Origin of the sequence: Limnoraphis robusta BA-68 BA1, from assembly GCF_034932365.1 — a bacterium.
Taxonomy (GTDB): Bacteria; Cyanobacteriota; Cyanobacteriia; order Cyanobacteriales; family Microcoleaceae; genus Capilliphycus; species Capilliphycus robustus.
The window spans coordinates 19,650-31,184 of the sequence record NZ_JAYGHR010000104.1 but is presented as its reverse complement, the minus strand read 5'-3'; the positions used below and the strand labels follow the sequence as shown (position 1 = coordinate 31,184).

Genomic DNA, 11,535 nt, shown 5'->3' with positions numbered 1-11,535 from the left:
TGCGTTCCTTGCAGCTTCATTTCATACACAAGCATAGATTATCGGCATCAAGCCACGATAAACTTATGTTAGCATAAAATAATCCGTCGTGAACGACGGGGCTTTAAACCTGCTTCTCTTGGTAAAATTCAAAATGTGGGTTTGAAGCGCAACTTTAAAGAACCACGTGGGAGCAGTTATTCACGGTAGCCAGTAGTACCCGTGCGAGTTACATTAGGCTCACGGTAGCGCACATCATCATTATCGCGCTTCTTGCCAGCTAGACCTGCCAGACCCGCTAGACCGAGTAGACCCAGCCAACCCCAGTCAAAATCATCGTCAGACTCAACATAATTAGTAGTCGGGGTTGTGTCATCGGTTGTACCCGTTTGAGCAGAAGCCGGGTTAACCATAGGCAGAATGCTGAGGCTCAAGGACAGTGCGCTAACGCCGACTAGCTTAGTTAGATTAGAAAATTTCACGATTTGTTATCTCCTTTCGGATTAGTGTTTGCTGTAAAGTATTTGCTGATAGCTCTTGGTTTAAAGAGTTAACCAGCTTTGATCTGTGATCACACTATTTAACAATAACGAATCGCTACGGATTCTCAATCAACCCTCCGCTATAACTTGTTGACTCCTTCACTCTTACTAAAGAGATAGATCAAGCCAGAAATCAGCTCAATGAAAAATAGTCTATCCGGCATTTACTCGGATTTAAAAGGCTTTTATTTCAAGAAAATGATCTGAATTTTATGCTGATCAAAAATCTTTAACGACTGATCACTACTCTAAAGCCATTCGGTTTGACGCTTTAAATGAGCGATCGCCATTTCAGTTTCAACTTGAGAAAATTCTTGGTAAAATCGACTAACGCTGAAAAAAAGACGGGGTGATTTTAAAACTATCAGGCGATCACAGCACCGTTGTAGCGTTTCTAGCAAATCTTGGGGAGCAACGGGTACACCGATCCAAATTTCGCTGGGGTTTTTGTATTTCAGAGATTTAACCGCTACGGCGATCGTTAAGCCTGTGGCAATCCCATCATCTACAATAATAGTTAAAGCCTTCTCAGGGCTAATTTCAGGACAATAGGGCGAAAATTGCGCGAACTGATCTAAGGCTTTACCATGAGCTTGATGTAACAGGGTTTGCTGGAGATCCAAGTTCGGGGGGCGGCGTTTGGGAGACCATAGCACATAGCCTTCTGCGGTAACGGCACCCAAAGCGAGTTCGGGGTTATCGGGATGAGTGATTTTTTTAGCAACAATCACATCTAAGGCACAGTTTAGACGACGAGCCACAGGTTCAGCAACGGGTAAACCGCCTCTAGGAAGGGCGTAGACGATCAGGCGATCGCTTTGTTTGGGGGGATAGAGCGTTATTTGTTGCTCAATGGCTTCGGCGAGTTCTAGGCCTGCCTGTGTGCGATCGTCAAAAGGAGGGGTTGAGGACATGATCGGCGAACAGTATCTTTCTTAATCTTAATATTGATCGCCGAACTTGAGAGTTGCAACTGAATCGGTCTAGACTTAACAATGTTTCTATATACTGTGACTTCAGCTTTTAAATTTATGTCGGATGATCAACAACTCAGTTTATTTGATTTTGCCGAGTCGGGTGCTACTCCTACTCCAACAAATGTTAATCGGGATAAAATTCCAACAGATGCTGAGGTTGCTATTCCTCCTGGAACTTACCAAAATTTAGATGAAATTGCTGCTGATTGTAATCAATGTCATCGTTGTGTACTGGGAAATAATCGCACAAATGCTGTGATCGGACGAGGAAATCTTCAAGCTGCAATTATGATTGTTGGGGAAGCACCGGGTCAAAATGAAGATGAACAAGGTTTACCGTTTGTTGGAAAATCCGGTCAACTGTTAGATAAAATTTTAGAATCTGTGGGTTTGAGTACCGAACGAGAGGTTTATATTTCTAATGCGATTCGTTGTCGTCCGCCGGAAAATCGCACCCCAACGACTCAAGAAATAGAGGCTTGTAAACCTTATTTATTAGAACAAATTCGCTTAGTTGATCCGCAGATTATTTTGTTAACTGGAGCGACAGCAGTTAAGTCGTTATTAGCAGAAAAACAAGGGATTACTAAAATTAGGGGTCAGTGGAGAGAATGGGAAGGACGCTTATGTATGCCGATTTTTCATCCGGCTTATTTGCTCAGAAATCCTTCAAAGGAACCGGGAAAGCCCAAATGGTTGATGTGGGAAGATATTCGAGAAGTTCGTCGAAAGTATGATGAACTGATGGCGTAAAAAATGATTAAGATTGAGCAGTTTTTATCTGACTATTCAATAGGGGATTGACATCTGATTGATTTTATTCAGAACAGATGGGAAGTTCGATGATAAACTCTGCTCCTTTTCCGGGTGAAGAAACACAGTTGAGTTTACCCTGATGTTTTTCGACAACAATTTGACGAGAAATTGATAAACCCAAGCCTGTTCCTTTTCCAATAGGTTTAGTGGTAAATAAATAACTAAAGATTTGGTCTTGGAGAGTTTCAGACATTCCTAAGCCATTATCTTTAATGGAGATGAACACTTGCTGATTTTGTTGATCTTCCCAAGTTTTTAGGGTGATTTTCGGGGGATTCATCGAATGATTTAAGGCAGCGTTTTCGACGAGACTATTGTCATCTAAAGCGTCAATAGCATTAGCGATTAAATTCATAAAAACTTGATTCATTTGTCCCGGATAACATTCAACTAAGGGTAAATTTGCATAGTCTTTGATAATCTGGATTTCAGAACGATTTTTATTGGCTTTTAAGCGATGTTTTAAGATAGTTAGAGTGCTTTCAATGCCTTGATGTAGGTCAAAATGAACTTTCTTAGAAGTATCGGAGTGGGAGAAAAGATAGAGACTTTTACTAATATCGTGAATGCGTTGTGTTGCTTCTTCGAGAGAGAGAATAACTTTGGGAAGATCATCTTTTATATATTCTAACTCGATTTCTTCAGCATGATTAGTAATAGTGTCTCCTGGACTCTTAAACTGCTGTTGATAGAGGTGTAAATGTTCAAGTAAATCTTGAATATATTCGGTGGCGTGTTCTAGGTTTCCTGTCAAACAACTCAGAGGATTATTAATTTCGTGGGCTACTCCCGCCACCAGTTGACCTAAAGCTGACATTTTTTCACTTTGAACTAACTTAATTTGAGACTGTTGTAAGTCAGCTAATGCTTGGGAAAGTTCAGCCGTGCGTTCGATAACTTTTTGCTGTAAATTTTGATTCTGTTCCTCCAATTTTTGATATAAAGCTTGAATTTGCAAATGAGTGGTTACTCTTGCTAAGACTTCTTCATGCTGAATGGGTTTTGTAATGTAGTCAACGCCACCAACTTCAAAGCCTTTAACTTGATCTTCAGCACTCGCTAAAGCTGTCATAAAGATCACCGGAATATCTTCAGTTTCCGGGTTAGCTTTTAGACGACGACAGGTTTCAAACCCATCAATTCCCGGCATTAATACATCTAATAAGATGAGATGAGGATGAGCAAATTGAGTCCGTTTTAAGGCACTTTCGCCATCTTGAGAGACGAGAACGGTTAAACCGCAAGTTTCTAAATAATCAACGGCAATTTTTAAATTGGTTGGATGATCATCAACAATCAAGATTGTATAATCTTGTAAGTTAATTTTCTTAGAAGGTGGAGCGGTGTTTTTTTTCATTGTTCCTCTCCCAAGTCTAAATATTTTTCAATTAAATTGATGATGGCTTTTTCTTGAAATCCTTGTGCTAATTCAGTAATTTTCTGAGCAAAAGGAATATATTTTTCATCAAGTTTTTCTAAATGACTAGCTTGCTGTCGAATTTTGGTCATGCTACCCAGCATTGCTAAATCGTAGAGAACCTTCATTTCTTCAATATCGGGAACAACAAACTCGCAGTTAGATGGCGTTTCACTGCTGATTTCTGGTGTAAAAGTTTCTCCTGAAGTCGTATCATAAATCCATTCTAGCTGCAAATGTTCGGCAATCATTGACAGGAGTTGTTTTTCATCTACAGGTTTGGGAATAAAGCCATCACATCCGGCTATTACACTGCGTTTAAAATCGGGTTGCATGACACTTGCAGAAACGGCAATAATTTTAGTATCTTTAATTTCGGGATTTTCTCGAATCTCTTTAACCGCTTCAAAACCACTTTTAACGGGCATGACTAAATCTGTTAGAATTAAGTCGGGTTTAAACTGTTGTGTTTGGTCTATGGCTTGCTGACCATCTTCTGCTAAAATAATCTCAAATCCTAACGGTTCAAGCATATCCTGCAAGACAGCCATATTGGCTTTTTTATCATCAACAATTAAAACCTGACGGCGTTTTCCTTTATATCCAGTAATGTGATCAACTGTTTCTAAAGGAGAAGAATATAAAACTTTAACGACTGGAAAATTAAGGTCAAACCAGAAGGTTGAACCCTGATTGAGTTGACTTTTAACCTGTAGTTTACCCCCCATCATTTCCACTAATTGACGTGAAATGGCTAACCCTAAACCTGTTCCTTCTGCTCGACGTTTAACGTCTCCCACTTGTTCAAAAGCTTGAAAGATTTTATCGAGTTGATCTAAACTCATCCCAACTCCAGTATCTATTACTTCAAAACGTAATCGGACTGTAGAGGATGAAGAAGGTGTTGATTTTTCGAGTACACTGAGTTTTAAAGTTACGCTGCCATAATCTGTAAATTTTACTGCATTTCCCAGCAGATTAAGCAAAATTTGTCTGAGGCGTTTTTCATCGGCGAGAATACCTTGAGGTAAATGAGGATCGGCTTTGTAATGAAAGATAATATCTTTTTCAACAGCACGCATCTGAATAATCGCAACCACACTATCAATTGTACTCGCCAGATTAATATTGCTGGTATAGAGTTCTAATTTTCTGGCTTCAATTTTTGAGAAATCTAGAATATCATTAATTAAAGTCAAAAGGTGATTGCCACTTTTTAGAATAACATTTACGCCTTCAAGTTGACGGGAAGTGACTGTGCGATCGCGTTGTAAAATTTGAGCATAACCTAAAATTCCATTCAGGGGTGTTCGCAGTTCATGGCTCATATTTGAGAGGAATTCACTTTTAGCAAGGTTTGCAACTTCGGCTTTTTCTTTAGCTTGGGCTAACTCTCCTGTTCGTTCTTCAACTCTGATTTCTAATTCTTGATTGCTTTGAGCTAATGCTTGAAAAGACTCTTGTAATTGTTGCGCCATTTGGTTAAAGGCTTGTGCTAAAATTCCGAGTTCATTGCTGAGGTTAATATTCACCCTTTCCTGAAGATTTCCCTGACGAATATTAGCCGCAGCTTGAGTGAGAATCTTCAGAGGATAAACTAACCGTTGTGAGAGAAAAATGCTTACCCAAACTGCACTCAAAATCGACAGCACTAACAATCCAATCATGCTAAGAATTAAGCGACGCACAGGTGCATAGGCTTCCTTGATGGGCAGTTCAACGATAACATTCCAGTAAGTATTCTTAACGGGTGAGATCGCCCCTAAAACTTCTTGTCCAGTTAAACCTTGATAGGTGATTAAAGAATTGTCTTGATTTTCATTTAATTTTTCAAGAAAATTTCGCTCTGAAATACTGTCTAATCTATTGATTTGGGTAATACGATGATTTTTAGCAATCAAAACATCCCGATGATCCAGGATATAAGCATAGCCTGTTTTTCCCACTTCAGTTTGGGAGACAACAAAATCTAAAAACTTGAGATTAATTTTAGCCAGCAATACACCATCAACTTGATCTAATGAGTTGCGGATGGGAACCGCTAAAGTCGTGATCAGGGCTTGTGTTTCTGGATAAATTTTCACTAAATCTACATAGTTTTCTTGCTGTTTAAATGAGTTGATAAATAGGGGAGTCTCTTGAAAATTCCCAAGCTTCACTTCTGTATAAGGAGAATAAACAGCAACCGGATCGCCTTTTGAGTTGAGAATTGCCATCATTTCATAGGCATCATTATAACGACTTAAGCCTTCAAGCAATTTTTTTTGAGAAGCGGGAGAAAGTTCTGTAAAACCTCGTACACGGGAAAGAAAAAGCAGTTTTCCCTGTAAATCATTGATGTAACTTTCAATCCTATTTGCAGCTATTTTTGATCGCTCTTGTTGCAAAATTTGAGATTGTTTAAGCTGAGTTTGTGAACTGGAGTAAATCAGAATACTCCCTGTCGTTAATAGGCTAGAAACTATCAAAAAGATAATGCTAAAACGGAGTTGCTGGGCAATAGAAGATTGCTCGGATCGTTTGACTTTCAGGTATCTTGGGAGGTCAAGTTTGTTCATAAGTCATCGTTTCGGGTCACTTAGGGGTCAGCCAGGGAACTCGAAAATAGCCCCAAGCGAGCGTCTTTTGATTAATATTTCTAGCTTATCCTAAGTTTTTAAGGTGTGATATCAATCTCACCATTGACGACTTGTTCTCGAATTTGGCTAAAGGTCTGTTTTTGTTGTTCTGTAAGCAAGTCTCGGAAGGGTGCAAACTCGTAAATTCCCTCTTTGAGTCCAAATTTGTAGAGTGTTCCTTGCCAACGTCCTTCCTGCACTAAACCACTGGCTTTCAGTAATAGAGCGGGAAAATCATGCAGAACACTGGTAATCATCCGATCAGGAGCAAGTTCATACATATCTTTTATCCAACCAATCATATAAACTTCTGGATTTTGTTTGAGAACTTCTATCGCGGCAACTCCAGCTTCATCTGCATTAATCGTAAAAACATCAACCCCTTTTTTGACTAAATTTTGAGTGACATTTATTGCTTTTTCTCCATCTGTCCAAGTTTGCAAATATTCGATATAAACTTCAATATTTGGATTGATTGCTTGAGCGCCTCGCTGATAAAGGGTGGCAGCTTCTACAGGCATTTGATAGTCTGCACCTGCCACATAAGCGATTTTATTCGTTTGGGTTTTCATCGCCGCAATTACACCTGATAAATAACCCACTTCTCCGGCTCTAAAAGAGATCGCACCTAAGTTTTTATTATTCCCTGGGTAGGTAGCAATTACAGCAAATTTAGCGCGAGGAAATTCAACGGCTACGGTTTCAATAGCGCTGAGATATCCACCTCCAGCCGCGATGATAAAATCATAGTCTTGTTCAGCATATTGTCTGAGAAATTCTTCCCCTTCATTGCCATTCACATATTCAGAATAGGCAACTTTAGCGTTATATTTTTCTTCGATTTTTAGCAGTCCTTCATAACAGCCCTGGTTCCAATTTCCATCGGCTTTAGAACCCGATAATAAAATGGCAACTTTAAAAGCGGAAGAATGATTAACTTCGCTTGGGGAACCAGAATCAATCCCTGTATTTAAACAGCTTACTAACGTAAAGGTGACTACAGCTAGAATAAAATAGCGTAATATTTTAAAAGGTTTCAACATTTTAGTGAGAGGGCTTCAGAAAGATTAAGTGGCAAATGCAAGTTCAGGTTACTTTATGAATAACCTCCGACTGATTTTTAATTTCCACACTCAGTCTAGCTTACACCCCAATTATTAATCTCAAGGTTGTCAGTCTCTAAGAAATATTATAAAATAAAGTTAGTATGTTTTGCAAAGCTTTATACTCAAGTCAATTTTATTTTGCAGTTGTTGCGATCGCCATGTTAATCCTTCAGCCAGTAACTTGACAATAAACCAATAAAACTCTCGGGCAACTGGAGACTATTCAGCTTCCGTCTGTTCATCAGTTGCCCAGAAGATACCACTACCTTAAACCTCTTTTCGGTCTAACTAAGTCGGAATTTAACTTAACACATTGTCCGCCAATTTTAATGTCTCTATTCATTGTCTCGTCCTTCCACAACACCGACTAAGGACTGAAGATCGAAGTTGCGATCGTATCCACTTAAACAAATTCCCGCCCCCCATACAGTTAAATCCGATTTTGAAATAGCGCTGCTATGAAATTCGCCCTGAGAAGTTGTCCATTCAACAGTCCAATAGTCGCCCCGATCTTCAAACGTTTGCAGTTCACCTCCTCCCTGTTTTAAAGCTTTTTTTAACCGTCGTTCATCCCGATATTGTTGAGAAAATTCATCAGTTTGTTGAATCACCAAATCATAAACGATTCGCATTTCTGGAGTCAGTCCCGCAAACCGTAAAGCTTGGGGTTCAACGAGTTCTTTTAAAGCCGTTTGTAGGTGTTCAACACTGATTAAATCATCCCGGCGATCCAGTTCTTCAAACCAAAAATTACTCCCATCCCAACGGACAGTAATTTGTTGAAAAGAAACGCCTTCTGTAACTAAATGAACAGCGACAGGTTTAACCCTTCCGAAACGTTGTTTAAAATCCGCTTCATTAATCGGATAAGCCAACCAAGTTTTAGATCGAAGTTGGTAAGCCAGACGCAAACGACAAGATTTAAACTGCTGCAAATATTCAGCAATTTCTGGTAATATTGCTTCTTCTAAGACTTGGGCTTTTTTTGATTAATGGGTTTAAAAATTCCCCATCCTTGAAAATTTTTCGGTTGAGGAGCAAAAGTATAAACCAAGCCTAAAATTCGGGTTTTTACCTTTCCACCCCGAACACAAGGCGCGATAAACTGAGTTGAACTTAACTGATTTTCCGACTCGGACAGTTGATTGATGAGTTTGTAGATATCATTCATAAAATTATTTTTAACTCATAAAAATTAATATAAACGGTAACTTAAGATCGTAAGAATTAAATATTTCAAACTATCTTATTCACTGCGATCTTGAAAGTATTTCTCTAGGATAGCATTTAGCAGTTCAGTGGGGCTTTCTCCTTTTTGACGGGATAGAGATCTTACTCTTTCAATATTTAAAGGTGATAATTTAATGGGAGCATACTTTTCAGGAAAAGCCCATGGACATTGCCTGCAATCAAGTTCACAACCTCGACAAGCTGTACTCTTAAAGTTATTGCACTCTTTACAAAGTGGCTGCCAATTGCTAAAGTCATCACTACCTCCTCGTAGTCTGGGTATCTTGTGATCTTGGTCAAGTCTTATCTCTGTGTCTCGCCTTCCACAAACAGCACACTGACTATTATACTTAGCTATAACTTTAGCCCAGTCTTTAGAGCTTAATCCAGTTCTGGGATCGCGCTTTTTTTCAACTTTTGTGTGAACAAGTTGATATTTTGTCTGTTTACCACTCCCTAAACGAACAATTCCTACAATACCTTCCTCTCCTTGAAGTTCTCTAATACGTCGCGCAGGGTCATTATATGGTTGTCCTCTGTAGTTATTAATTACCTGGCGCAAAGTAGTCATAGAAACAATAGGACCTGGAAGATGATTATGACCGAGCGGCCACAAAGTTTCAAGGATTAATTGATAATACTTTCGGTTTGCCTTACTTCGACTAACGAAGTTTTGGCTTACTTCCTCTATCCATTGATCACGAGCTGGTGTTTCGTTTACTGATAAAAACTGTTCATCGGAAGAAAGTTGCTCGTCTGATTTCTCATGGGTCACTTGAATCTTTCTCCTCCCCTCTTAGGAGCCACACAGGACTGACCCCAAGAAGTCGAGCTATTGCATCTAGTTCAAAATCTTTGACTCCTCGCTTCAGTCGCTCGATTTCAGAAATATCGGATTGGTCAAGCTTGATCTGAAAGTCCACGTTCAGAGCAGCAGATAAATCCGCCTGATCCCATCCAAGCCTTTCACGAGCCTCCTTAATTCTTAAACCACTAATATTTCCCCGCTTCATGTAAGCACCTGATATGCTAGACATTGATGCTATCCTAAGTAAAGGTTGTTCTGTAGACGAAAATCGTCTATAAGCGCAGCATTACAAAACCTAAAGTTTGCTGGCTGTAATATGATCAAAGTTGCGTCTTTTTTTGCAGGAATAGGAGGTTTCGATCTTGGCTTTGAAAGAGCTGGGATGAAAGTTGTGTTCCAGTGCGAAATTGACGACCATTGTCAGCAAATTCTCAAGCGACATTGGCCTGACGTCCCTCTTCACAAAGATATCAATGACCTCAATTCAACAACTATCCCTCAAGCTGATTTATGGTGTGCAGGATGGCCCTGCCAAGACCTCAGTACCGCCAACACCCAAAGACCAGGGCTTAAAGGGGAAAGAAGTGGATTGTTCTATCGATTTATGGAGCTTGTTACAGAAGTTCACCCATCGTGGTTGGTGTTGGAAAATGTGCCAGGTCTCCTCTCAGCAGAAAAAGGTACCGCTCTTGAGGCAGTTATCGACACGCTTGAAGAGAGCGGGTATTTGGGGGGATGGTTTTCGTGTAACGCTCTTGATACGGGCTTACCCCACAATAGAGACAGAGTATTCTTTATCGCAAGTTTTAAGTCCAATCGTGCCTATCGAATCTTTACTAACAGCAGCGAATTGTCTAGGGATTCTTCGCAGAGAAAACAGAGCAGGTCGAAAACTAGATCCCGTCTTCGTGAAAGCTCTCTCACAGACACTCCGCTTGTGGTACAACGTCGCGGAGGCTTCGGGTATACCCTGGCAAAAAGCATCTGCCCCACGTTACGCGCCCAAACTGGAAGACATCAAGGAGGCCATTCAGACCGACCAATACTCTGTGGCGAGAAACTTGACGTGGACAGAATTGGAACAACTAATGGGATTTCCTCCAGGATGGACGGTCGCAGAGGGAGACTCCTTGGCAACGCAGTTGTTCCCCCAATCGCTGAGTGGATTGGAAGAAAAATCATAGAGACTGAAAGCTAGATTTTTCAAATTGATAAATATTCCAATCGCAAACAGGTTGATATCCAATGTTTTTATAAATACGATTCGAGGTGGGATTTGCTAAATCTGTATAAAGATAACAAGCCCGATCGCCCCGATCCAGTAGTAGCTGGCTGAGACTACTAACACAAGCGGTTGCGTAACCTTTTTTTCGGTACTCTGGAGGCGTATAAACAGGCCCGATTCGGCTTGAATTTTGGGTGGCTTTACTGGCTGAAGCCAGAGAAACCGGAACTTCATTTTCCCAAAGATAAATATTATTTTGAGATAAATTATAATCAACCATTTGTTCTATATTTGCGGGTTCGGAGGGTGCCGCTTCTTGAATAAATTGCTCATACCAATTTAAGAGTAAAGCGCGATCATTTTCTGTTGCTAAACGCAGAAAACCGCTAACCTTTGGGATGGGTTCAACCTGTTTGAGTTGATGAATTCTCAAGTGCATTTCTATTTCATAAGGCTGACGGGTTAAATTGTGCCATTTTCGAGTAAAAATTTCGGTTTCAGTCGTTAAACCGCTAACTCCCGGTAAGGAGATTTTATCTTGATATAAATCTTGAGCAATTATTTCAATTGCGGCAATATTTTCGACTTTTGAAAGCAGGAAATTATAAGGAGGAGTTCTCATCGCAACCGCTAGAATTTTACCTTCTTCTTCTACTGTAGCTAAATAGGGTTCACTCCCATATCTTTCCGGTGAATGAATTAAGGTTTGACTAATTCCTAAGAGTAAGTTATGTTCGGCTTCATACCGCAGTAAATAGTTTTTAGCTTGTTGATAAAATAACTGAGGATTATCAAAATGATTAATTTTCATCGTTAA

The 11,535-nt window shown here is 39.9% G+C and carries 12 protein-coding genes; 2 read left to right on the top strand and 10 right to left on the bottom strand.

What is annotated here, in order from left to right; all coding sequences use genetic code 11:
* Positions 1 to 176 precede the first annotated feature (176 nt).
* The gene (locus VB836_RS29120) at positions 177 to 461 is read right to left on the bottom strand and encodes a WGxxGxxG family protein (RefSeq protein WP_323224888.1); all 285 of its coding nucleotides are present in this window, start codon (positions 459 to 461) and stop codon (positions 177 to 179) included.
* A 308-nt stretch (positions 462 to 769) separates the two neighbouring features.
* Positions 770 to 1,435 (bottom strand): phosphoribosyltransferase, encoded by a 666-nt coding sequence (locus tag VB836_RS29115; protein ID WP_323224886.1) that lies wholly within the window; start codon positions 1,433 to 1,435, stop codon positions 770 to 772.
* Between the two features lie 117 nt (positions 1,436 to 1,552).
* Here VB836_RS29115 and VB836_RS29110 point away from each other — a divergent pair, with 117 nt between their 5' ends.
* Complete coding sequence (locus tag VB836_RS29110) at positions 1,553 to 2,251, top strand: uracil-DNA glycosylase (RefSeq protein ID WP_323224890.1); 699 nt, start codon at positions 1,553 to 1,555, stop codon at positions 2,249 to 2,251.
* 64 nt (positions 2,252 to 2,315) lie between these two features.
* On the opposite strand, the gene VB836_RS29105 is transcribed toward VB836_RS29110, so the two are convergent.
* The 7 genes from VB836_RS29105 to VB836_RS29075 form a co-directional block, all read right to left on the bottom strand.
* Positions 2,316 to 3,671, bottom strand: a complete 1,356-nt coding sequence (locus VB836_RS29105; RefSeq protein ID WP_323224884.1) for a hybrid sensor histidine kinase/response regulator — start codon at positions 3,669 to 3,671, stop codon at positions 2,316 to 2,318.
* A complete protein-coding gene (locus VB836_RS29100; RefSeq protein ID WP_323224882.1) occupies positions 3,668 to 6,289 on the bottom strand; it encodes a hybrid sensor histidine kinase/response regulator in 2,622 nt (873 codons plus the stop codon). The genes VB836_RS29105 and VB836_RS29100 overlap by 4 nt, the downstream gene beginning before the upstream one ends.
* A gap of 98 nt (positions 6,290 to 6,387) precedes the next feature.
* Positions 6,388 to 7,392 (bottom strand): BMP family lipoprotein, encoded by a 1,005-nt coding sequence (locus VB836_RS29095; protein ID WP_323224880.1) that lies wholly within the window; start codon positions 7,390 to 7,392, stop codon positions 6,388 to 6,390.
* Positions 7,393 to 7,790: 398 nt separating this feature from the next.
* Entirely contained in the window at positions 7,791 to 8,390 is a 600-nt protein-coding gene (locus VB836_RS29090) for a hypothetical protein (RefSeq protein ID WP_323224878.1), read from the bottom strand.
* A 32-nt stretch (positions 8,391 to 8,422) separates the two neighbouring features.
* The gene (locus tag VB836_RS29085; protein WP_323224876.1) at positions 8,423 to 8,626 is read right to left on the bottom strand and encodes a hypothetical protein; all 204 of its coding nucleotides are present in this window, start codon (positions 8,624 to 8,626) and stop codon (positions 8,423 to 8,425) included.
* Positions 8,627 to 8,701: 75 nt separating this feature from the next.
* Positions 8,702 to 9,460 (bottom strand): HNH endonuclease, encoded by a 759-nt coding sequence (locus tag VB836_RS29080; RefSeq protein WP_323224873.1) that lies wholly within the window; start codon positions 9,458 to 9,460, stop codon positions 8,702 to 8,704.
* Complete coding sequence (locus VB836_RS29075; protein WP_323224871.1) at positions 9,450 to 9,722, bottom strand: helix-turn-helix domain-containing protein; 273 nt, start codon at positions 9,720 to 9,722, stop codon at positions 9,450 to 9,452. The genes VB836_RS29080 and VB836_RS29075 overlap by 11 nt, the downstream gene beginning before the upstream one ends.
* Positions 9,723 to 9,809: 87 nt before the next feature.
* Here VB836_RS29075 and VB836_RS29070 point away from each other — a divergent pair, with 87 nt between their 5' ends.
* Positions 9,810 to 10,691 carry a DNA cytosine methyltransferase gene (locus VB836_RS29070; protein WP_323224869.1) on the top strand — a complete coding sequence of 294 codons (882 nt, stop codon included), beginning with the start codon at positions 9,810 to 9,812 and terminating at the stop codon, positions 10,689 to 10,691.
* Here VB836_RS29070 and VB836_RS29065 read toward each other — a convergent pair.
* Positions 10,672 to 11,529, bottom strand: coding sequence for a GNAT family N-acetyltransferase (locus tag VB836_RS29065; RefSeq protein WP_323224867.1), 858 nt, complete (start codon positions 11,527 to 11,529; stop codon positions 10,672 to 10,674). The genes VB836_RS29070 and VB836_RS29065 overlap by 20 nt on opposite strands.
* Between the last annotated feature and the right edge of the window lie 6 nt (positions 11,530 to 11,535).

Bases quoted from the DNA above. Each gene is read 5' to 3' on its own strand.
- VB836_RS29095 (WP_323224880.1), bottom strand. From the start codon at position 7,392: ATGTTGAAACCTTTTAAAATATTACGCTATTTTATTCTAGCTGTAGTC.
- VB836_RS29070 (WP_323224869.1), top strand. From the start codon at position 9,810: ATGATCAAAGTTGCGTCTTTTTTTGCAGGAATAGGAGGTTTCGATCTT.
- VB836_RS29085 (WP_323224876.1), bottom strand. From the start codon at position 8,626: ATGAATGATATCTACAAACTCATCAATCAACTGTCCGAGTCGGAAAAT.
- VB836_RS29065 (WP_323224867.1), bottom strand. From the start codon at position 11,529: ATGAAAATTAATCATTTTGATAATCCTCAGTTATTTTATCAACAAGCT.
- VB836_RS29110 (WP_323224890.1), top strand. From the start codon at position 1,553: ATGTCGGATGATCAACAACTCAGTTTATTTGATTTTGCCGAGTCGGGT.
- VB836_RS29105 (WP_323224884.1), bottom strand. From the start codon at position 3,671: ATGAAAAAAAACACCGCTCCACCTTCTAAGAAAATTAACTTACAAGAT.
- VB836_RS29115 (WP_323224886.1), bottom strand. From the start codon at position 1,435: ATGTCCTCAACCCCTCCTTTTGACGATCGCACACAGGCAGGCCTAGAA.
- VB836_RS29100 (WP_323224882.1), bottom strand. From the start codon at position 6,289: ATGAACAAACTTGACCTCCCAAGATACCTGAAAGTCAAACGATCCGAG.
- VB836_RS29075 (WP_323224871.1), bottom strand. From the start codon at position 9,722: ATGTCTAGCATATCAGGTGCTTACATGAAGCGGGGAAATATTAGTGGT.